Source organism: Pseudomonas paraeruginosa (assembly GCF_003025345.2).
GTDB lineage: Bacteria > Pseudomonadota > Gammaproteobacteria > Pseudomonadales > Pseudomonadaceae > Pseudomonas > Pseudomonas paraeruginosa.
The window spans coordinates 3,194,993-3,215,865 of the sequence record NZ_CP020560.1; the positions used below are offsets into that span (position 1 = coordinate 3,194,993).

Here is a 20,873-nt window from a genome sequence, read left to right on the forward strand (position 1 = left end):
GCCTGGCCGACATTCTACGGAGGCGAGCGCCGCGGCCCCTATCCTACTTGGGTCGCGGCGCCGTCCTCCGAAGGTAGCGGGATCACCAGTTCAGCACGGCGCCAAGGGCCACGGTGTCGGTGTCCTCGTCCAGCGCCGCGCCGTCGCGGCCGTCGATCCGGTAGCGGTTGAGTTCAGCGACCAGCTTGAGGTTGTCGTTGATCGTACGGAAATAGGCGATGCCACGGCTCTCGTAGTCGGCGGCCGAGCCCAGGCCGTTGCCGTCGTCGACGGTCTTGCCATAGGACAGCGCCAGGCGGTTCCTGCCCCAGCTGTAGGAGCCCTGCAACAGCGCGCCGCGGCTGTCCACCTCGCGCAACGCGGCCTCGCCGGCGTTGTTGGTGAAGAACGGGTTGATGCCCTTGGCGGTGAACCCCGAGCCGGTCAGGGAAAAACCGCCGAACTTCGCCTGCACGCCGTAGCCGAGACCCTTGGAAGTGACGCTGTCGACCGTGTCGCTGGTGTTCTTCGAGGTCTGGTAGCCGCCGTTGATCCAGCTGTAGATCTGCGTACCGCCGAGGTCGAACTGGTAGCTGACCTCGCTCTCGTAGCGCGGGTTGTCCTGGTAGGCCTTGTCGTCCAGGCCGTCGCTGGCGTCCTTGTCGATCTGGTTGGAATCGATCGGGTCGAGGATGCCCACGGCGATGCGCAGGCCGGGCAGCAGGCTGTTGTTGCGGTAGGTGATCTGCGAGGTGGGGAACGGATACGGGTAGCCGGTGCCGATGTTGCCGAAGGACACGCCCTTGCCATCCACCAGGCCGAGGGTGTCGCTGGGATTGCCGAAGCCTGCGAGCAGTTCGTCGAGGAAGATGTTCGAGCGCGAGAACAGGCCGAAGTCCTTGCCGATCAGCACCTCGCCCCAGTCGCCGGCGACGGTGCCGTAGAACTGGCGGACGTCGATGGCGGTGTCGGTGCCGTCGGTCTCGCTGTCGTTGATGGTGACCCAGAACGACGCCCGCCCGCCGAGGGTCAGGTCATCGACCTTCCTGCCGAAGTTGAAGCCGATATAGTTCGGCAGGAACCCCATCTTCACCCGCGACTGGCGGCGGTCGTAGGTCTCGCCCTCGCGATCGACGTCGCTGTTGACGTAGAAGGCGTTGAAGTAGCCATCGGTGGAGAAGGTCGTCTCGTCCTTGTCATAGAGCAGGATGTCGGCGACGGCCGGTTGCAGGCCGCCCAGAGCCCCCAGCGAGGCCAGGGTCAGCGGCAGGATTCGGCGAACGGCGGTGTTGTTCTTGTTCATGGCGCACTCCGCGAGGTGAAACGACCGGGCCGGTCGTGGCGGAGCCGATTATCGAAACCGGGGAATCCCGGCCATACGCTTCCTTGGGCCTGCATAGGCGCTGCTTCCCGGGGGGCGCCGGTGGCGCTGCGCAAGGTGGGGTCCCCCCTCCCCCCGGCGGTAGCGCAACCATGGTCGCGGGGGGAGCGCCACCGAAGCAGCGCGGCTTTCGTCCTAACGCCGCAGTGAAGCCGGCAAGGCTATCTTCGCGATCGGGCGCGACTCGCTTCAGCGTCGGCTGGAAAGCACCCACCAGCCGCCGTGCGCCTCCAGCAGCGCGGCCTGGGCGGCAAGCAGATCGTCGACGCCCAGGCCGCGAGCGGCCTCGGCGAGCAGCCGGGAGCGGCCCTGGCCACCGCCGAGATGCTCCGCCCAGGCGTGTCGCGCCCGCTCGGCAAAAGTCCCCGGCGCCCGGCGCAGGTCGTCGGCGAGGGCATCGCGCAGGCCGGCCAGGCGTTGCGCCGGCAGTTGTGCGAGCGCCTCGACGGAACGCTGGAGGAAGATCTCCGTGTGCTCCAGCAGGCGTTCCGGGCAGGCACGCGGAGATTGCGCGGCGAACAGCAGGCCGCGCCGTGCGCCGACCTCACGGAAGCCGCAGAACAGCGCGTAGCCCAGTTGCAACTCGTCGCGCAGGCGCCGCTGGAAGGCCGGCTCGTGCAGGCGCGCCAGCAGGCGCCAGGCCGCCTCCATCGGCACCTCCGGCGCGGGCAGCGGACAGAACAGCAGCAACGCCGACTCACCGTCCACGGCCAGCTCGCGGCGATGCCGTCCGGGCATCGCTGGCAGAGGCTCAAGGCGCTTGCCGGCAGCCTGCCCGGGCACCCATCGTGGATCAGGCATCGCGGCCTGCATGACCAGGCCGTCCCAGCGCGTCCGCCGCCAGTCGTCGTCGACCTCCGCCAGCGGCTCGCCGAGTACGCCGGGCAAGGCGTCCAGCAGTTGCCGGATCGGCAGGCCAGTGGCGCTGCGGCGCCGCTCGGCGAACGACAGGCGCTCGCCGCTTGCGCGCCAGTCGGCCGGCGCCGCGAGGAGCCGGGCCAGGGCCGGTCGCACGGCGGCCTCGAGGCGGTCGCGTGCTCCGAGCAGGCTCAGCGTCCAGTCTTCGCCGAGCGCTTCCAGGCCCATCTCCACCCCCCGCAGGCGCGCCTGGCCGCACAGCGGACGCAACGCCTGGCGCAGCGCCAGGAAGCGTGACCGTGCGGGTATGCCGGGAAAGCGCCAGCGCAGGAACAGCGCGCCCTCGGCGGCGGCACTCGGCGGCGGCGGCAGTTCGAAGCGCCAGGCATGCCGCTGCGCTGCCAGCGGCGGCGCTGCGACGACGGGCGCCACGCTCAGGCGGAAGCCCGCCGACCAGCGCGCTTCGGCGCCGTCGAGTTCGCTGTCCAGGTGCAACCGCAGGCAGCGTTCGGCGCGCAGCGCATCCAGGCAGGCCGGGCGAATCTCCGCTGGCAGGCCAAGCACGCGCTGGCGCAGTCGCTCCAGCGGCGCAGTGGGCTCCGCCAGCAACGGCCGGCGCGCCGCCAGCAGGCTCGCGGCATCGTCGCGCAGGGCGCGCAGCCAGTCGAAAAAGGTCTCCTCCAGCGCCGCCGCCGCGCTGCCGTCGAACAGTTCGAAGGTCAGCGCCAGGAGCGCCTGTCGCGCGTCCCGATGGACCACCCGCAGCGCCACCGATTCGCCCAGTCCCTGTTCGCCGAGTGCCGCCAGCAACCCGCCCGGCGAGCGATCGCCGAGCAATTCGGCGAATGCCAGCAGGGTCTGTTCGTCGGCCCCCCGCAAAGCGTCGATGGCAAAGCCCAGCACCAGCCGCGGCGGACCCGGCAGGCGCAGCGCCAGCGCCGCGCCGGCGAAGGGTGACAACGGCGGCGGCGACGGACTCGCGCCTGGCGAGCGACCCGGCAGGTCGGCGCAGGCACGCCGCGCCAGCCTCTCCAACTCGTCCAGTGCCTGTGGCCCTTGCAGCCATAGCTGGCAATTGCCGGCGTGATAGTGGGCGGCATGGAATTCGCGCAGCGCCCGCTGGAACGCATCGGTCTCCAGCGCCAGGCTGTCGCGGCGCCCGGCAACGAAACGCCGCAGGGGATGCCCGGCGGGCAGGCCGAGGGCCAGCGCCGCGTCGATCAGGGTCTGCTCGTCGGCCGCGCGCGCCAGGTACTCGGCTTCCAGCACTTCGCGCTCACGCCGTTGCGCGTCGATATCCAGCAGCGGTCGCACGAGCATGTCGAGCAGGCGTGCCAGACCGGCGCCGAGGTGCTCCGCCGCCACCTCGAAGAAATAGTCGGTGGTCCTGCCCCGGGTGCTGGCGTTGACCTGGCCGCCGCGCACCTGCAACCACGGCATGAGGCGCTCGTCGCCGGGAAACGCCGCGCCGCCGAGGAACAGCAGGTGCTCGAGGAAGTGCGCCAGGCCGGGATGCGCGGTCGGCTCGTCGTGGCTGCCCGCCGCCACCCGCAGCCAGGCAGCGGCGCGCGATGCCGCCGGGTCATGCGCCAGGTGCAGGCGCAGGCCATTGGGCAGCATGCAGTCGCGGCTCCTGGGGTGGCGTTGGGTATGGCGATCCATGGGCGTCCTCGCGGGTTCCGAGGCTGAACCTTACCCTTGCGCGAGGCGAAGGAAATAGTCCTTTCGCCGGGTCGTGTCAGGAAGCCGCCGGTGGCCGCGCCGGCGGCTCCTGGCCAGACGCTTCCCCGGAGTACAGCGCCTGTCCGCCGTCCGCCTTGAGCGCCTGCCGGACCTCCGGCGCCCGGCACGGGGCGAACAGGTCCAGCGCCGGGTCGTAGGCGTCGGTGCGCACTTCCAGCAGGCCGAGCATGGAATGGAACAGGTTGTCCTGGGACAGCTCTTCGTTGCTGCGCTGGCGCAGGCAGCCGCTGTCGAGGCCGAAGGCGCTCTGGTAGCCGGGCGAGAACCAGGCCAGCATGCCGACGTGCTTCTGCTGGTCCGGCGCCAGCAGGTAGGGCGTGCCATGCAGGTAGAGGTTGTACTCGCCGAGCGATTCGCCATGGTCGGACAGGTAGAGCATGCCGGTATCGATGCGGTCTTCGTTCTTGCGCAGCAGGTCGATCAGGCTGGCCAGCACGTGGTCGGTGTACAGCAGGGTGTTGTCGTAGCCGTTGATGATGCTGTCCCGCGAGCAGGCGCTGAAGTCGTTGCTGGCGCAGACCGGGGTGAACTTCTCGTATTCCTTGGGATAGCGCTTGAAGTAGGCCGGCCCGTGGCTGCCCATCTGGTGCAGGACCAGCACGGTGTCCTGCTCGAGCCCATCGATGAAGGCCTGCAGGTCGCTCAGCAGGATCTCGTCGTGGCACTCGCCGCCAGCGCACAGCGCCGGGTCCTTGCTGTCGCTCAGGTCCTGGAAGGCCACCCGGTCGCAGGTGCCCTTGCAGCCGGACTGGTTGTCGCGCCAGAGCACCCGCAGGCCGGCGCGCTGCAACACATCGAGGAGGCCCTCCTGGGTCCGTGCGCGGGCGTCGCTGTAGTCGCTGCGGCCGAGGTTGGAGAACATGCAGGGCACCGATACGGCGGTCTCGGTGCCGCAGGAATGCACGTTGGCGAAGTTGATCAAGCCCTCCTCGGCCTTCAGGCGCGGATTGGTATCCCGTGCATAGCCGTTCAGGGCGAAGTTCTGCGCCCGCGCGCTTTCGCCCACCACCAGCACGGTCAGCGACTTGCGCCGGTGCCCCTGCCAGGGCGCGGCACGCCGCGCATCGGTGGCGATCGGCCGCAGTGGCTGGCTGGCCGCCTGGGCCTGGCCCTTGGCGTAGCTGATGGCGGCGCCGACCAGGTTGCTCGGGGTGACCTGCAGGCGCAGTTCCTTGTTGTTGCGGAACAGCGAGGACAGCCCCTGGTAGTTGGCCAGCGCCACCCCGCCGAGCAGCGCCAGGCAGCCGAGCGCCACCAGCAGCTTGCTCAGCAGCTCGCGCGGCCACGGCCGGTAGCGCACCGGCGTGCGCCACAGCAGCCAGACCGGCAGCGCGCCTAGCAGCAGAAGGTAGGCGGCGAGCTTCGGCGAAAGCAGGTCGGCGACTTCCGCCGGATTGGTCTGCATGACGTTGCGCAGCATGCCGACATCCATCAGCACGCCGTACTGGCTCATGAAGTAGGTGGTGCCGGCTGCGGCCAGGATCAGCAGGGTCAGCGCCGGCTTGAGCAGCCAGCGGAAGGCCAGCAGGGTCAGCGCCAGGTTGAAGATCGCGGCGATCATCAGGCCGACCGCCAGCATCATGCCCAGCCCCTGCCAGCCCGCCGGGGTGATGGCCATCAGGCGTTGCCACAGCGGCAGGTTGTAGAACAGCAGGAAGGCGACGCTGACCAGCAGGGTCAGCAGTTCGGGACGAACGGCGCGGGCTTTCGGCATGGGCATGGATCTTCACTGACTTCCGGGTTGAAGTGCGCGGTGCCGCCCGTGGCAGCACTCGACGACGGCGGCAGTCTGCTCGGCGATCCGTCAATCTTTCGTGAAGAATATCTACAGAAAACGTGGCCCTTCCGTTCCGCCGAAACCCGCGTATTCCGTGGCTTTCAGACGGATAACGAGAAGCTCGCGGAAAGCTTGCCGAAGGCTTCGGAAAAGCCTCGCCGGGTTGCCCCGGGGAACGCCGCCCCCGCGATCGTCGCGACAGGAACCGGCAAGGGAAACGGAGGCAGGCCCCTACGGACTGTTCTGATTGCGACGTCGTTTTTCAACGAAAGGACAGCCAGACCAATGTCTATCCCGCGACCCCGCCATTTTCGCTAGCATGCCTGGCTTCCGGCCCGGGCTCCCACAAGGACGGCGGCCGCCTCCCTGCTCGTCCCATCCAGATGAGTGCCGTTTCCCCCACCCCACGGGAAACCCTTCTGTGAATTTCCTCGAGCAGCGCGGTACCTCTCCAGCATGAACGCTTTGAAAGGCCGGGACATCCTGGCGCTTGGTTTTATGACCTTTGCCCTGTTCGTCGGGGCCGGCAACATCATCTTCCCGCCCATCGTCGGCTTGCAGTCCGGTCCCCATGTGTGGCTGGCGGCGCTGGGCTTCCTGATCACCGCGGTGGGCCTGCCGGTGATCACCGTGATCGCCCTGGCCAAGGTCGGCGGTTCGGTCGACGCCCTCAGCCACCCGATCGGCCGCTACGCCGGTGGCCTGCTGGCGGCGGTCTGCTACCTGGCGGTCGGCCCGCTGTTCGCCATCCCGCGCACCGCCACGGTGTCCTTCGAGGTCGGGGTGGTGCCGTTGCTCGGCGAGAGCGGCACGGCGCTGTTCGTCTACAGCCTGGCGTACTTCCTCCTGGCCCTGGCCATCTCCCTCTACCCCGGGCGCCTGCTGGACACCGTCGGGCGCTTCCTCGCCCCACTGAAGATCCTCGCCCTGGCGATCCTCGGCGTCGCCGCGTTCCTCTGGCCCGCCGGCCCGATCGGCACGGCCCGGCCGGAATACGCCGAGGCCGCGTTCTCCCAAGGCTTCGTCAACGGCTACCTGACCATGGACACCCTTGCCGCGCTGGTCTTCGGCATCGTCATCGTCAACGCCATTCGTTCCCGCGGCGTGCAGTCGCCGCGGCTGATCACCCGCTACGCGATCGTCGCCGGGCTGATCGCCGGTGTCGGCCTGGTGCTGGTCTATGCCAGCCTGTTCCGCCTCGGCGCCGGCAGCCACGCCATCGCCGCCGACGCCAGCAACGGCGCGGCGGTCCTCCACGCCTACGTGCAACATACCTTCGGCAGCCTCGGCAGCGCCTTCCTCGCCGGACTGATCGCGCTGGCCTGCCTGGTCACCGCGGTCGGCCTGACCTGCGCCTGCGCCGAATACTTCTGCCAGCGCCTGCCGCTGTCCTACCGCAGCCTGGTGATCCTGCTGGCGGGCTTCTCCTTCGTCGTCTCCAACCTCGGCCTGACCAAGCTGATCCAGGTGTCGATCCCGGTGCTCACCGCGATCTACCCGCCGTGCATCGTGCTGGTGGCGCTGAGCTTCTGTGCCAGCCTCTGGCATTCGGCGACGCGCATCCTCGCCCCGGTGATGCTGGTCTCGCTGGCGTTCGGTGTGCTCGACGCGCTGAAGGCAGCGGGTCTCAGCCAGGACTTCCCGCAGTGGCTGCTGCATCTGCCGCTGGCCGAGCAGGGTCTGGCCTGGCTGATACCCTCGGTGGCCACCCTCGCCGCCTGCAGCCTGGTCGACCGCCTGCTGGGCAAGCCGGCGCAGGTCGCGGCCTGATCCTTCCCGGCGATACGCCTGCGCCCCACGTAGCCATGGGGGCAAAGGCGCGGAGCGGCACCTCTCGACGGGTGTCGCTCCTACTCCGACGCGCAGCGCGCGGGCGCCGCATTGCGCCGGCTCGCACCCGAGCCTCCTCGCGCTGCGGGCTCCGTTTGCCGCTCCCTGCCGCACCAGGCCTGCCGTCCTTCCTACAGTGTGCATAACCTCGATAGCAGGAGTTCTTCCTGCTTTCAGTCGAGCGAATAAGCACTATCGAGCGGGATGATTTCTAGCGCCGCGACGCCGTTGTTAGCCTTTCGACCATTCCCCGGGAAACCGAATCCAGGAGCCGGTCATGGCCAAGGCACTCATCAGCGTACTGTTCCTCTCCCTCGCCCTCGCCGGCTGCGCCAGCGACTACAACCCCTCGCGCCCCTACGGCGAAGACGAGGTCCGCCAACTGGCGCTGGAAGACCTGGCGCGGCGCAGCCTGTCGTTCGAGGAGTACCAGGCCAAGCGCCAGGCGATTCTCCAGCAGCAAGCGGAAACCACTGTCAGCCAAACCACCGCCGCCGGCCGCAGCAACGCCATCTGAGCGGTTCCCCCCCGCATAAAAAAGCCCCGCGACGCGGGGCTTCTGCGTTTCGGCGGACGCTCAGCCGCAGGACAGGCGCTTGATCACCAGGTTGTCGTCGACATCGATGTTCAGGCGACGCGGGTTGTAGTCCATGGTCACCGCGTCATGCGGGCGCAACGCCCGGGCAACTTCCGCGCCGGCGGCGCGGCGGGCCTCTTCGACAGCGGCCGCGGAAGCCTGCTTGCCGACGTAGCCCTGCACCGCCTGGGCATCGCAACGGCCGTCTCCTGCCGGGGTCGCCGCGGGCGCGCTGGCGCTGTCGGTGGACGGGCCGTCGCCGTTGCTGCTGCAACCGGCGAGCAGGGCCGCTAGAACGAGTGCACTGGAAAACTGCTTCAAAGGCATACCGCCTCCTCTGATCTTCTGGAACCACCACCTTACCAGTGGCATGGGTTTGCTGGCGAAACTGCAATCCGCGCTGACAAATTCGCCAGCCTCAGTCGCCGCTCAGGCGCTGCAGTTCGCGACGCACCATGGCCGCGTACTCCGGCGGACGCAGGAGGTAGAGTTGCCCCGCGACCCAGTCCAGCCAGCGCCCGCCCTGTTCGGCGCGGGCGGCGAGCAGTCGCCGGGCTTCCTCTTCGGCGCGTTGCCGGTGCTGCTGGTGGAATGCCTTGCGCTTCGACAGGCCGGAGGCATCTGCGGTTCGATCGTCGGGAGTATCGGTCATGGCTCTCTTCGCAACGTGATGCACAGGCCGCGCATTCTAACCTTGGAACACCGTTGCCGTTCGCGGCAAGCGCTTGCCTGCGTCCCGCCCTGCGCCATGCGCAGATCCCTCTGAGCCTGGGCCCCGACGATCTGGCACGGCCTTTGCGAAGCAGCGGGGGTCATTCATTTCCATGGAAGCCGGTCATGAACAGCATCGGTGCCGCCAGCCTTTCCGGCTGGCCTGCGCGTCACCTGAACAACCAGCGGCAAACCACCGTCGACACCGGCGGCGATCTGTCGAAACCGCGCCCCGCCCTCGGCACGCCGCTAGGCGGCGAAGCCGCCGATCCCGCCGCGGAGTCCGCCCGCCAGGCCCTGGACGAAGGACTCGCGAAGCTGAACCTGACGCTGAAGCAGAACCAGGCGCATCCCCCTGCCGCCGCCAGCGAAGGCAAGTCGGCCTATGACGAGTTCAAGGAGTACATGCAGAAGTCGCCCGCCGAGAGGATGCGCGAGCAGGTCCTGAAGAGCCTTGGCCTGAGCGAGGAAGAACTGGCGGCGATGCCGCCGGAGAAACGCGAGCAGGTGGAAAACAGCATCGGCGAACGCGTGCGCGAAATGATCGCCATGCAGAACGGCCAGGCGCCGGGCCGGCAGAAGGACCCGACGCAGGCCGGCGCGGCGCTGAACGCCTGGATCTGATCCAGGCGCTCGGAAGGACTCAGTTGCGGCCGGCGGCGATCCGCTTGGCGTAGCTGGCGCGCTCCATCTCGCGCACCTCGACGCTGACCTGCACGCCCTCCTCGCCGCCGCCCGCCACCGCTCCGGCGAGCACCTCGCAGACGGCCTCGCCCAGCGCCTGCCGGGTCGCCGCGTCGCGTCCATCGAGGATCGACAGGCAGGCGTGCAGGTAGGCGCGCTCGACCGCCGCGGTGCCCTGCCGGTAGGACTCCAGGGTGACGAAACGCGACTTGATGTCCGCTTCGCCGAATTGCCCGGAGGCAAGCAACGCGGCATTGGCCTGCTCCAGCAGTTCGCCGGGGGAAGTTTCGAGGCGGAGATTGGCGGTGGCTTCGATGACGAGATGCGGCATGCTGGCGGGCCTTGCGGGGAATGGGAAGCGGGATTCTAGCGAGTGGGCAAGGGATGCGACAGTCGGCTTCCGCGCCCCGGCTCAACGCGTCTCGCAGGCCTGCCGCTGGCCCTTGGCCGGTGTGTACAGGTAGCCGGCCGAGTCGCCCGCCTGGCGGTACAGGACCGAACCGTCGCTATAGGAAATCGCGCTCAGCGCCTGGCCATCGGCGAGGCTGCGGACATCGCCGCCCAGCGACTGGACGCTGCTGCCGTCGGGCAGCTTGAGACTGGCGAAACCGTCGATCACCTCGAGTTCGCCGAAGTCTCCGCAGCGCAGGGCCAGCGGCCCGGAAGCAGCCTTTCCGTCCGATGATGAATCCCCGCAACCGCCCAGCAGCGACAGAACCAACAACGCGGGGAGAACAGCGGGCTTCATCGGGGAGTCCTTTGCGGATGAGCGGAAGACGGGACTCTACCACCTGCCGGGCAGCGGGAAAAACCGCTTCGGCGCACGCTGTCATGCAACGGCAGGCGCACCTGTGAGACAATTCGCCGAATGCCAGGCATCACATCCCGCCTTCATCGCGCTACAGCCACGTCATGACGCTGGCTGCGGCACTCCACGAATGCCCGCAGGATCGACCCATGCTCCAGATGGAGCGAAGCGGAAAGCCGAGAACCGGTACCAGACCGGTATCGCCATGGTCCAGGCGTGCGTAAGTCCTCTATAGGTAAAGAAGTTGATCTCCACCGCGAATATCACCATGCAGTTCGGCGCCAAGCCGCTGTTCGAGAACGTTTCCGTCAAGTTCGGCAACGGCAACCGCTACGGCCTGATCGGCGCCAACGGTTGCGGCAAGTCGACCTTCATGAAGATCCTCGGCAACGACCTGGAGCCGAGCGCCGGCCAGGTCATGCTCGAACCCAACGTGCGCCTGGGCAAGCTGCGCCAGGACCAGTTCGCCTACGAGGACTTCAGCGTCATCGACACGGTGATCATGGGCCACGAGGAACTCTGGGCGGTGAAGGCCGAGCGCGACCGCATCTACTCGCTGCCGGAAATGAGCGAGGCAGATGGCATGGCGGTGGCCGAGCTGGAAGTCCAGTTCGCCGAGTTCGACGGCTACACCGCCGAGTCCCGCGCCGGCGAGCTGCTGCTCGGCCTGGGCATCCCGCTGGAGCAGCACTTCGGCCCGATGAGCGCCGTCGCTCCCGGCTGGAAGCTGCGCGTGCTGCTGGCCCAGGCACTGTTCTCGGACCCGGACGTGCTGCTGCTCGACGAACCGACCAACCACCTGGACATCAACACCATCCGCTGGCTGGAAGGCGTGCTCACCGCGCGCAACAGCACCATGATCATCATTTCCCACGACCGCCACTTCCTGAACAGCGTCTGCACCCACATGGCCGACCTGGACTACGGCGAGCTGCGCCTGTTCCCGGGCAACTACGACGAGTACATGACCGCCGCCGAACAGGCCCGCGAGCGTCTGCTGTCGGACAACGCCAAGAAGAAGGCGCAGATCGCCGAGCTGCAATCCTTCGTCAGCCGCTTCTCGGCCAACGCCTCCAAGGCCAAGCAGGCCACCAGCCGCGCCCGGCAGATCGACAAGATCCAGCTGGAAGAGGTCAAGCCGTCCAGCCGGGTCAGTCCGTTCATCCGCTTCGAGCAATACAAGAAGCTGCACCGCCAGGCGGTGACCGTGGAAAACATCGGCAAGGGCTATGACGGCAAGCCGCTGTTCAAGGGCCTGAGCCTGCAGGTCGAGGCCGGCGAGCGAGTCGCCATCATCGGCCCCAACGGCATCGGCAAGACCACCCTGCTGCGCTGCCTGGTCGGCGACCTGCCGGTGGACAGCGGCGAGGTGAAATGGACCGACAGCGCCGACGTCGGCTATTTCGCCCAGGACCATGCCGACGACTTCGCCGACGACATGAGCCTGTTCGACTGGATGGCCCAGTGGACCCAGGGCGGCGAACAACTGGTGCGCGGCACCCTCGGGCGCATGCTGTTCTCCAACGACGAGATCAAGAAGTCGGTGAAGGTGATCTCCGGCGGCGAGCAGGGCCGCATGCTGTTCGGCCGGCTGATCCTCAAGCGCCCCAACGTGCTGGTGATGGACGAGCCGACCAACCACCTGGACATGGAGTCCATCGAGGCGCTGAACCTGGCGCTGGACAACTATCCGGGCACGCTGATCTTCGTCAGCCACGACCGCGAGTTCGTTTCTTCGCTGGCCACCCGCATCATCGAGCTGGGCGAGAACGGCGTGACCGACTTCAGCGGCAGCTACGACGACTACCTGCGCAGCCAGGGCGTGGTCTGATCCAAGGACGCGCAACGAAAAGCCCCGCATCCGCGGGGCTTTTTCCTGCCCGCCGTCCCGTCCCGGCGGATGGCCGCAGACGCCCCGCCCCCACGCGCGGTCATCCCGGAAATTGCTCCAGCGGCCGGACTCAGTCGACGTAGCCGGCCATCATCGCCGCGCGGGTCGCCAGGCGCTGGCCCTCGGCGATCTTCGCCCGCTGCTCGGCGGTCAGCTCGCGGGGCGGATGGTCCTTGATGTAGGCGGCCACGTTCACCCCGATGTAGACGATCAGGGCCGCGGCGATCAGGACGTTCTTCGGGTTGATGTCCGAGCGCCGCTTGCAGGCTTCGCAGATGCCGCTCTCGACGAGACGGGTCGCTCGGGCGCCGCAGTTGCGGCAGTAACACGCGTTCACAGGCCGGTTCCTTGTGCTTGTAATTGTCCGGCCAATCTACACGCAGCGCGGTGCCGCGCACAACGCGAAAACCCCGCCGAGGCGGGGTTCTGCGCTGACGCGGGGATCAGGCCGCGGCGAACTGCTCGGCGATCTGCCGACGGGCGGCGGCGATGGCCTGGGCGCGGGGTTCCTCGCCATAGGCCAGGCCTTCGGCGCGGACCACCTCGATGTCGGTGATGCCGAAGAAGCCCAGCACGGTGCGCAGGTAGCCCTCGTGCGCCGCGCCGCTCGGCTGGCCGGCGTGCAGGCCGCCGGCGGTGGAGACGATTACCACCTTCTTGTCGCCGGCCAGGCCCACCGGACCGTTCTCGGTGTAGCGGAAGGTCTTGCCGGCCACCGCGACGCGGTCGATCCAGGCCTTGAGCTGGCTGGAGATGGTGAAGTTGTACATGGGCGCGCCGATCACCACCACGTTGGCGGCGAGGAACTCCTCCAGCAGCGCTTCGCTCAGTGCGGCCTCGTGCTTCTGCGCGGCGTCGCGCAGTTCGTCCGGGGTGCCGCCGGCGGCCAGCGTCAGCGCCGAGAAGTGGGCCACGGCGTCGGCGGCCAGGTCGCGGTAGCTGACCTCCAGGCCCTGCTCGTTCTGGCGCCAGGCCTGGACCAGTTCGGCGCCCAGTTGGCGGGAAGCGGAAGCGTCGCCGAGGATGCTGGAATCGATGTGCAACAGTTTCATGGTTCGCTCCTGGAAGTGGGGACCGCGGGTCGGCGATCGAGTGGGTTGCATCCTACCCGCAAGAGCAATCGTCGATTAGTCGGCAAGAACATGACTATTCGTCCCACCCATAGGACAATCTCCCACTTCCCAACGGAGCGCGGCCATGTCCCACGATCTCAACGACCTGTACTACTTCGCCAAGGTGGTGGAATGCGGAGGCTTCGCCGCGGCCGGACGCGAGATCGGCATCCCCAAGTCTCGCCTGTCGCGGCGCATCGCCGAACTCGAGGAGCGCCTGCAGGTCCGCCTGCTGCACCGCACCACGCGCAAGCTGGCGCTCACCGAGGTCGGCGAGCGCTACCTGCAGCATTGCCGCAACCTGCTGCTGGAGGCGGAGATGGCCGACCAGGTGATCGCCGAGCTGAGCGTCGAGCCGCGCGGCCGGCTACGCCTGTCCGCCCCGGTGGCGATGGCCTCGAGCAACCTCGCCGACCTGCTGCCGCGGTTTCTCGAACGCCACCCGCTGGTGCAACTGGAGATTCTCCTGACCAACCGCCGGGTCGACCTGCTCAACGAAGGCGTGGACGTAGCCCTGCGCGTGCGCGAGATCGGTGACGAGGACCCGGCGCTGGTCTGTCGCCGGCTGGTCCCGGCGACCACGCAGATCCTCGCGGCGCCGACGCTGATCGGCGGACGCCGCCTGGAACATCCCGACGATCTCGCCGACCTGCCCTTCCTCGGCGCTATCGAGAACGACCGCAAGGTCCACGCCACCCTGATCGGGCCGGACGGCAGCCGCTACCACCTGGCGCGCGAACCGCGCCTGGGCGTCGATGATTTTCTCCTGCGCAAGAAAGCCGCCATCGCCGGCCTGGGCGTGACCCTGATGCCCGAAGGCTATTGCGACAAGGAGCTGGCCGAGGGCAGCCTGATACGCATCCTGCCGCACTGGACCTTGCCGCAGAGCACCCTGCAGGCGGCCTACCTGCCGCGCAGCAGCCAGGTGCCGGCGATCCGGGCGCTGCTCGACTTTCTCGTGGAGGCCCTGCAGCGCGCCGCGGAAGAAGCCGGCCCGGCCTATCGGCGCGCCAGCGACTGAGCCACGCCGCTCAGCTAAGCCGTTGCAGCAGCGTGGCGGACAGCCACCCGCCGAGCAGGGTGTCGAGCCAGAACAGCTGGTGCAGCAGGACGATGCCCCAGAACAGCAGCTGGAAGGAAATCTTGCGGGTCTTGTGCCGAAAGACCTGCTGCGCGATCAAGGCGCCGGGCCAGCCGCCGAGCAGTTCGAAGAGGTGCAGGCGAGCCTCCGGAGTCCGCCAGTCGCCGCGCGCGGCGCGGCGCTTGTCCTGCCAGTAGAGGGCGAACGCCAGCAGGCTGGCCAGCGGATAGGCCAGCAGCGGCCAGAGCGCCTGGCCATCCAGGTGCATGCGCCAGGCGCCGGCGGCCGGCAGCACGCAGAGCAGCAACAGGACCAGCGACTTGGCCAACGGCCGCTGCAAGGCATGCGCCGGCGCCGCCGGCGGACGCGCCTGGGCCCGCGTCACCGGGGCCTGGGCACCACGGCGGACACGGGGCGGGTCGAGGGTCAGCGCGTCCAGCCGCGCCCGCTCGGCGCGCAACCGACCCCGCGCGTCCTGGCTGGCGAGGAACCAGACCTGGTCGCCCTGCAGCGGCCGGCGGTCGCCACGGAAGGCGGAGATGTGCAGGAAGATCTCCTCGCCGCCGGCCTTCGGCTGGATGAAACCGAACCCCTTGTCGTCGTACCAGCGGCTGATCATGCCAGGCTTTTCCATGTGTCCTCGCTCGCTAATGCTGTCGCGCAGCATTCTAGCCATTGGCGCCGGCCGAACGAAAAAAGGCGCGACCGGAGCCGCGCCTTTCTCCCATGCAGCACGGAGCCTCACAGATCGCCGGCGGTGCTCCAGTCGATCAGGTGGAACTGCCAGGTCGCCAGGATCAGCAGGCCAAAGGCGATCCGGTACCAGGCGAAGGCCGCGTAGCTGTGGTTGCCGATGAACTTCAGCAAGGCGCGCACCGCCACCATGGCGAAGACGAACGAGGTGACGAAGCCGACGGCGAACACCGGCAGGTCCTCGGGACGGAACAGGTCACGGTACTTGTAGCCGGAGTACACCGCCGCGCCGACCATGGTCGGCATCGCCAGGAAGAACGAGAACTCGGTGGCCGCCTTGCGCGACAGGCCGAACAGCAGGCCGCCGATGATCGTCGCGCCGGAGCGCGAGGTGCCCGGGATCATCGCCAGGCATTGCGCGCAGCCGATCTTCAGGGCGTCCTTCCAGGTCATGTCGTCGACATGCTCGGCGCGGATCACGTGCTGGCGGCGCTCGGCCCAGAGCATGATCACCCCGCCCACCACCAGCGCCAGGGCTACGGTGATCGGATTGAACAGCCATTCGTGAATCAGGTCGGCGAACAGCACGCCGAGGATCACCGCCGGGAAGAACGCGATCAGCAGGTTGACGGTGAAGCGCTGAGCCTGGTGCTGGCTCGGCAGGTCACGCACGACCTGGAAGATCTTCCCGCGAAACTCCCAGACCACGGCGAGGATCGCCGCCAGCTGGATGATGATGTTGAACGCCTTGGCGCGTTCACCGCCGAAGCCGATGAGATCGGCGACGATGATCTGGTGCCCGGTGCTGGAAATCGGCAGGAACTCGGTCAACCCTTCCACCACACCCAGGATGAACGCCTGGAAAGCAGTCCACCACTCCATATTCTCCCCCTTCCACTACTTGTCCCGAACACGCTTTCGTTGTTCTCGGCGAAACAGTCGCCGTCTTTTGAGAAGGCCTTACGACTCCAAGGAACCCGACCAGTTCCCCCACGCCCGAAGTCGAAACCGGCGGGCATGCTACCAGAGCGGCAACCAGGGAATCTCGTAATTCTTGCACTGCGGCCGCTGGGCGAAACTGCCGAGACAGCCTTCCGACACGCCACTTCCCGGCACGGCGGGCACATTGGCTACAATGCGCCCTCGTCGCATGAGGGCCTTCCGTGTCACCCCTTGAACTCTTCGCCGCTTCGCTCGGCGTCATCGCCGTCTACCTGACTGTCCGCCAGAACCCCTGGTGCTGGCCCATCGGGCTGGTGATGGTGCTGCTCTATGCCTGGATCTTCTTCGAGGTGAAGCTCTACTCGGACATGCTCCTGCAGGTGGTCTACGCGGCCCTCCAGCTCTATGGCTGGTGGCAGTGGACACGCGGCGGGCAACGCCACGACGGCCGCTCGGTGAGCCGCCTGAGCAACCCGCAGCGGCTGCTCGGCCTTGCCGCGGGGCTGGCTGGCAGCGGCGCGCTCGGCTACCTGATGGCGACCCACACCGACGCCGCCAGCCCCTGGTGGGACGCAGGCCTGACCGCCTTCAGCCTGGTCGCGCAATGCTGGATGGCGCAGAAACGCCTGGAGTGCTGGCCACTGTGGATCGTGGTGGACCTGCTGTTCGTGGCGCTCTTCGCCAGCAAGGCGCTGTACCTGACCGCCGCCCTCTACGCCCTCTTCACCCTGCTGGCGATCCACGGCTGGCGCACCTGGCGCCGCGACCCGGCATTGCGCGAGGGCGTCGCCGCATGAAGGTGCTGGTGCTCACCGGGCCCGAGTCCAGCGGTAAGAGCTGGCTTGCGCAACAGGTCCAGGCCCGTTTCGGTGGCCGAGTGGTCGGCGAGTACGTCCGCCACTTCATCGAAGAACAGCGCCGCGACACCCGCTACGCCGACATCCCCGCCATCGCCCGCGGGCAATTGGCCTGGGAAGATGCCGCCCGCGCGGAGCGACCTGCGCTGCTGGTCCTCGATACCCACCTGCTGAGCAACATCCTCTGGAGTCGGATTCTCTTCGGCGACTGCCCGCACTGGCTCGAACCCGCGCTGCTGCGGCGGCGCTACGACCTCCACCTGCTGCTCTCGCCGGAAGGCGTGGCCTGGAGCGCCGACGGCCAGCGCTGCCAGCCGGAACTGGCGCAGCGCCAGGCATTCCATCGCGCCTGCCGCGCCTGGCTGGAAGATCATCGACAAGCCTACCGGACCATCGCCGGCGACTGGGCGGAGCGCCAGCGGCAGGCCTTCGCCGCCGTCGAGCAATTGCTCGACGATGACTGACGGGGCCGTCCTGTCACACCGACGATACAGCGGCTGGGCCGACGAAGCCTTGCCGTAGCGCGCTCGGCGAGAGAACGCGGAACGCTGTCTCGGCATTGAAACAGCCCTCGCCATGCCCACCGGCAGGCGCCCTTCAGCGGTTGCCGCCGGCCCGCCGTTGCAAGGTTGAAACACTTACTCCCATCGCCCCATCCCGCGCGGCCAAGTCCTTGATCGCCAGGGAAAGGCTCGAACCGGCAGGCCCCATGCTCGTTCCCTTGCAACGCTGATCAGGGCTCAGCAGCCAGAAGAGCAAGATCAGGCAGGGCGGCCAGGAGTGGCAGATCGTCAGCGGCAGCGACGCCAACGCCAGCTATTTCGGCCTGGGCATGCCTACTCCTCAAGGGGATGCGTGAGCCTGGGAACGATCATCACGTAGCTGCGCAGGGCGGATAACGCCACAGGCGAATCCGCCGGCACCCGGCAACGGCACCTTCCCTTTCAGGCCTCGCCAGCGAGCGCCCGCTCGACTTCCGCGCGCGAGGGGATCGAGGTCTGCGCACCGAGACGGGTCACCGAGATCGCCGCGGCGGCCTGGCCGAAGCGGATCGCCGCCGCCTCGTCGAGGCCGCGCGCCAGGGCCGCGGCGAAGCCGCCGACGAAGGTGTCGCCGGCGGCCGTGGTATCCAGCGCCTTGACCCGCGCCACCGGGAAATGCTCGACCCGTCCCTCGCCCACCAACAGCGCCCCCTGTGCTCCGAGGGTGACGATCACCCTGCCGGCACCCATTGCGCGCAGGCGCTCGGCGGCACGCCCGGCGCTCTCCAGGGAGTCCACCGGCAGGCGGCAGAGCAGTTCGCTTTCGGTCTCGTTGGGGACCAGGTAGTCCACCAGCGGCAGCCAGTCCGCCGGCACCTCGCGGGTGGCCGGCGCCGGGTTGAGGATCACCGTCTTGCCCAGCGCATGGGCCCGGCGCAGCACATGGCCAACCGTCTCCAGCGGGCTCTCCAGCTGGCAGACCACCACCTGCGCCTGTTCCAGCAAGTGCTCGTGGCGCGCCAGTACGGCCGGCGACAGGTGGCCGTTGCCGCCAGCGACGATGACGATGGCGTTCTGGCTGCTGTCGTCGACCACGATCAGCGCCACCCCGCTGGACTCCCCGGCCACCCGCTCGATCCCCTGGCAGTCGATGCCCTCGGCCTGCAGAGCCCGGTGGAGCTGGTCGCCGTAGGCGTCGTCGCCGAGGCAGCCGATCATCGCCACCTGCGCGCCGAGGCGCGCCGCGGCCACCGCCTGGTTGGCGCCCTTGCCGCCGGGAATGGTGGCGAAGGACTGCCCGGCGAGAGTCTCGCCACCCCGGGGCAGGCGCGGCGCGCGCACCACCAGGTCCATGTTCAGGCTGCCCACCACCAGTACGTTCGCTTGCATCGTTGCGTCCTTGTTCCAGCCTCTCTCTAGCGAGGGCGCCCCCGGCGCCCGGTTCAGACCCGCACCAGCGGCGGCGCGGTGGATTCGCGCAGGACCAGCGCCGGCGCCACCACCCGCCGCTGCATCGGCTCCTCGCGCTCGGCGATGCGCTGCAACAGCAGTTGCGCGGCGATCTCGCCAAGCAGTCGGATCGACTGGCCGACCGTGGTCAGCGCGGGAAACACGAAGCGGCTCAGCTCGATATCGTCGAAGCCGATCACCGACAGCTCGTGCGGTACGCGGATATTCAGTTCGGCGGCGGCGCGCAGCACGCCGATGCCGATCATGTCGTTGCCGGCGACGACCGCCGTCGGCCGCTCGCCCGCGCCGCCCAGCAGGCCGAGCGCCGCGTGGTAGCCGCCGGGGCTGCTGAACTCGCTTTCCAGCAGCCACTGCGGGCGCACCTCCAGGCCGGCCCTGGCCATCGCCCGGCGGTAGCCCTCGACCCGCAGCGTCGAGACCTTGGTCGACAGCGGCCCGCCGATGCAGGCAATGTCGCGGTGGCCCAGCTCGAGCAGGTGGCGGGTCGCCAGGTAGGCGCCCATCTCGTGGTCGATCTGCACCCGGTCGGCCTCCACCCCCTCCACCTCGCGGTCGACGATCACGGTCGGCGTGCGCATGTTCGCCAGGCCCTTGGCCAGCGCGCCGTCGCCGCCGGCGGAAGCCAGCACCAGGCCGTCGATGCGCTTCTCCTGGAGCACTCGCAGGTAGTTGCTCTGCTTCTGCGGGTTGTCGTCGGAATTGCAGAGGATCACGCAGTAGCCGTTGCGCTCGCAGCAATCCTCGATGCCACGCGACAGCTCGGCGAAATACGGGTTGGTGCTGTTCGGCACCAGCAGGCCGATGATCGAGGTGGTGCGCACCTTCAGCGAGCGCGCCACGGCGCTGGGCACGTAGTGCAGCTGCGCGATGGCGTCCTCGACCTTCTTGCGCACCGCGTCGCTGACCGGCCGCGTCCTGTTCACCACATGCGACACGGTGGTGAAGGAAACCCCCGCCATCGCCGCCACGTCCTTCATTGTCGCCATCGTTCAGCCCTTTCTGCGGGCGCGATGGCTGCGGTAGGTATCCAGCACCACCGCTACCACGATCACCGCCCCGGTAATGATTCGTTTGGTCGGCTCCGACGCACCGATCTGCGCCAGCCCCGCCGCCAATACGGAAATGATCAGCACGCCGAAGAAGGTGCTGACCACCGAACCGCGCCCGCCCATCAGGCTGGTGCCGCCGATCACCACCGCGGCGATGACCTGGAGCTCCAGGCCGACCCCGGCGTTGGGGTCGGCCGCCTCCAGACGCGAGATCTGGAACAGCGCGGCCAACCCGGCGAGCAGCCCCATCAGGGCGAATACTGCAATCTTATAGGGTTTCGGGTTCACACCGGCCAATCGCACCGCTTCTTCGTTGGTGCCGATGCCGATCAGGTAGCGCCCGAACACCGTGCGGGTCAGCGCCGCCTGGGCGGCGAACATCACCAGCAGGGCGATCACGAAGGCCGGCGAGATGCCGAAGGCCAGCGGGTTGGACAGCCAGGCGTAGGCGTCGCCGATATAGGCGGTGCGCGAGTCGGTCATCTGGTAGGCCAGGCCGCGGGCCATCTCCAGTACCCCGAGGGAAACGATGAACGAGGGAATCCGCCACGCCACCGTGATCGAGCCGGTGACGCAGCCGGCCAGGGTCGCGCAGGCCATCCCGAGCAGCGCCGCCGGCAACACACCCCAGCCCCAGCCGAGGGTCGCCAGGCTCACCGCCGAAGCCGCCAGGGCCAGCACCGAGCCCACCGAGAGATCGATGCCGCCGATGATCAGGATGAACGTCATGCCAACCGCCAGCACCACCAGGTCGGGGATCTGGTTGGCGATGGCGAGGAAGGTGCCATAACTGAAGAAGTGGCTGCTCAGCGCCGAGAACAGCGCGATCATCGCCAGCAACGCGCCGGCCAGGCCGAGGTAGGTGCCCAGGCCGAAACAGTTGCCACGACGCGGCGGCGGCGTGGCGATGGAGGCGGAAGAGGTCGGGTCGCTCATTTCTGGTTCCTT

Annotated in this window: 21 protein-coding genes and 1 pseudogene; 8 read left to right on the top strand and 14 right to left on the bottom strand. The window is 68.3% G+C overall.

Translation table 11 applies throughout. The features are described from left to right. Positions 1-82: 82 nt before the first annotated feature. The 3 genes from B7D75_RS15100 to B7D75_RS15110 all read right to left on the bottom strand — a co-directional run bounded on the left by B7D75_RS15100 (position 83) and on the right by B7D75_RS15110 (position 5,675). The gene (locus B7D75_RS15100) at positions 83-1,282 is read right to left on the bottom strand and encodes a porin (protein ID WP_012076055.1); all 1,200 of its coding nucleotides are present in this window, start codon (positions 1,280-1,282) and stop codon (positions 83-85) included. A 267-nt stretch (positions 1,283-1,549) separates the two neighbouring features. After that, positions 1,550-3,880 carry a pyrroloquinoline quinone biosynthesis protein PqqF gene (gene pqqF, locus B7D75_RS15105; protein ID WP_107114179.1) on the bottom strand — a complete coding sequence of 777 codons (2,331 nt, stop codon included), beginning with the start codon at positions 3,878-3,880 and terminating at the stop codon, positions 1,550-1,552. A gap of 76 nt (positions 3,881-3,956) precedes the next feature. Then, positions 3,957-5,675 carry a phosphoethanolamine transferase gene (locus B7D75_RS15110; protein WP_034082976.1) on the bottom strand — a complete coding sequence of 573 codons (1,719 nt, stop codon included), beginning with the start codon at positions 5,673-5,675 and terminating at the stop codon, positions 3,957-3,959. A gap of 519 nt (positions 5,676-6,194) precedes the next feature. On the opposite strand from B7D75_RS15110, the gene brnQ reads away from it, so the two are divergent. Both brnQ and B7D75_RS15120 read left to right on the top strand, forming a co-directional pair. Then, on the top strand, positions 6,195-7,508 hold the full coding sequence (brnQ, locus tag B7D75_RS15115; protein WP_107114180.1) for a branched-chain amino acid transport system II carrier protein: 1,314 nt from the start codon (positions 6,195-6,197) through the stop codon (positions 7,506-7,508). Between the two features lie 337 nt (positions 7,509-7,845). Then, positions 7,846-8,085, top strand: a complete 240-nt coding sequence (locus tag B7D75_RS15120; protein ID WP_034082978.1) for a hypothetical protein — start codon at positions 7,846-7,848, stop codon at positions 8,083-8,085. A gap of 60 nt (positions 8,086-8,145) precedes the next feature. Here the strand turns inward: B7D75_RS15120 and B7D75_RS15125 are convergent, their stop codons facing one another. Continuing rightward, complete coding sequence (locus B7D75_RS15125) at positions 8,146-8,472, bottom strand: I78 family peptidase inhibitor (protein ID WP_012076061.1); 327 nt, start codon at positions 8,470-8,472, stop codon at positions 8,146-8,148. 91 nt (positions 8,473-8,563) lie between these two features. Then, complete coding sequence (locus B7D75_RS15130) at positions 8,564-8,797, bottom strand: hypothetical protein (RefSeq protein ID WP_003156009.1); 234 nt, start codon at positions 8,795-8,797, stop codon at positions 8,564-8,566. Between the two features lie 185 nt (positions 8,798-8,982). On the opposite strand from B7D75_RS15130, the gene B7D75_RS15135 reads away from it, so the two are divergent. After that, on the top strand, positions 8,983-9,480 hold the full coding sequence (locus B7D75_RS15135; RefSeq protein WP_053814055.1) for a hypothetical protein: 498 nt from the start codon (positions 8,983-8,985) through the stop codon (positions 9,478-9,480). 19 nt (positions 9,481-9,499) lie between these two features. Here the strand turns inward: B7D75_RS15135 and B7D75_RS15140 are convergent, their stop codons facing one another. Both B7D75_RS15140 and B7D75_RS15145 read right to left on the bottom strand, forming a co-directional pair. Beyond that, positions 9,500-9,871, bottom strand: a complete 372-nt coding sequence (locus tag B7D75_RS15140; RefSeq protein WP_003156011.1) for a 5-carboxymethyl-2-hydroxymuconate Delta-isomerase — start codon at positions 9,869-9,871, stop codon at positions 9,500-9,502. A gap of 81 nt (positions 9,872-9,952) precedes the next feature. Then, positions 9,953-10,288 carry a hypothetical protein gene (locus B7D75_RS15145; RefSeq protein WP_003156012.1) on the bottom strand — a complete coding sequence of 112 codons (336 nt, stop codon included), beginning with the start codon at positions 10,286-10,288 and terminating at the stop codon, positions 9,953-9,955. A gap of 304 nt (positions 10,289-10,592) precedes the next feature. Here B7D75_RS15145 and B7D75_RS15155 point away from each other — a divergent pair, with 304 nt between their 5' ends. After that, positions 10,593-12,179, top strand: coding sequence for an ABC-F family ATPase (locus B7D75_RS15155; RefSeq protein WP_107114181.1), 1,587 nt, complete (start codon positions 10,593-10,595; stop codon positions 12,177-12,179). A gap of 130 nt (positions 12,180-12,309) precedes the next feature. Here the strand turns inward: B7D75_RS15155 and B7D75_RS15160 are convergent, their stop codons facing one another. After that, positions 12,310-12,576: a hypothetical protein gene (locus tag B7D75_RS15160; protein ID WP_003156016.1), complete on the bottom strand. Its 267-nt coding sequence runs from the start codon at positions 12,574-12,576 to the stop codon at positions 12,310-12,312. A 106-nt stretch (positions 12,577-12,682) separates the two neighbouring features. After that, entirely contained in the window at positions 12,683-13,291 is a 609-nt protein-coding gene (locus B7D75_RS15165; protein WP_012076064.1) for an FMN-dependent NADH-azoreductase, read from the bottom strand. A 145-nt stretch (positions 13,292-13,436) separates the two neighbouring features. Here B7D75_RS15165 and B7D75_RS15170 point away from each other — a divergent pair, with 145 nt between their 5' ends. After that, the gene (locus B7D75_RS15170) at positions 13,437-14,372 is read left to right on the top strand and encodes a LysR substrate-binding domain-containing protein (protein WP_053814057.1); all 936 of its coding nucleotides are present in this window, start codon (positions 13,437-13,439) and stop codon (positions 14,370-14,372) included. Between the two features lie 10 nt (positions 14,373-14,382). On the opposite strand, the gene B7D75_RS15175 is transcribed toward B7D75_RS15170, so the two are convergent. Next, positions 14,383-15,099 carry a DUF1294 domain-containing protein gene (locus B7D75_RS15175; protein ID WP_052151154.1) on the bottom strand — a complete coding sequence of 239 codons (717 nt, stop codon included), beginning with the start codon at positions 15,097-15,099 and terminating at the stop codon, positions 14,383-14,385. A gap of 74 nt (positions 15,100-15,173) precedes the next feature. Then, a complete protein-coding gene (locus B7D75_RS15180; RefSeq protein WP_033997156.1) occupies positions 15,174-16,007 on the bottom strand; it encodes an undecaprenyl-diphosphate phosphatase in 834 nt (277 codons plus the stop codon). A gap of 281 nt (positions 16,008-16,288) precedes the next feature. On the opposite strand from B7D75_RS15180, the gene pnuC reads away from it, so the two are divergent. From pnuC to B7D75_RS29780, 3 genes and pseudogenes are all read left to right on the top strand, one after another. Further along, positions 16,289-16,864 carry a nicotinamide riboside transporter PnuC gene (pnuC, locus tag B7D75_RS15185; protein WP_033997158.1) on the top strand — a complete coding sequence of 192 codons (576 nt, stop codon included), beginning with the start codon at positions 16,289-16,291 and terminating at the stop codon, positions 16,862-16,864. Continuing rightward, positions 16,861-17,388 (top strand): AAA family ATPase, encoded by a 528-nt coding sequence (locus B7D75_RS15190; RefSeq protein ID WP_012076070.1) that lies wholly within the window; start codon positions 16,861-16,863, stop codon positions 17,386-17,388. The genes pnuC and B7D75_RS15190 overlap by 4 nt, the downstream gene beginning before the upstream one ends. 269 nt (positions 17,389-17,657) lie before the next feature. Then, positions 17,658-17,759 (top strand): annotated as a pseudogene (locus B7D75_RS29780) (hypothetical protein); the annotation flags it as partial. 109 nt (positions 17,760-17,868) lie between these two features. On the opposite strand, the gene rbsK reads toward B7D75_RS29780, so the two are convergent. Genes rbsK through B7D75_RS15205 form a run of 3 tightly spaced genes read right to left on the bottom strand, consistent with a single transcriptional unit; the run spans position 17,869 to position 20,861 of the window. Continuing rightward, positions 17,869-18,795, bottom strand: coding sequence for a ribokinase (gene rbsK / locus B7D75_RS15195; RefSeq protein ID WP_107114182.1), 927 nt, complete (start codon positions 18,793-18,795; stop codon positions 17,869-17,871). Between the two features lie 53 nt (positions 18,796-18,848). Further along, entirely contained in the window at positions 18,849-19,862 is a 1,014-nt protein-coding gene (locus B7D75_RS15200) for a LacI family DNA-binding transcriptional regulator (protein WP_012076073.1), read from the bottom strand. Positions 19,863-19,865: 3 nt separating this feature from the next. After that, positions 19,866-20,861 carry an ABC transporter permease gene (locus tag B7D75_RS15205; protein ID WP_034082988.1) on the bottom strand — a complete coding sequence of 332 codons (996 nt, stop codon included), beginning with the start codon at positions 20,859-20,861 and terminating at the stop codon, positions 19,866-19,868. Positions 20,862-20,873: the final 12 nt, after the last annotated feature.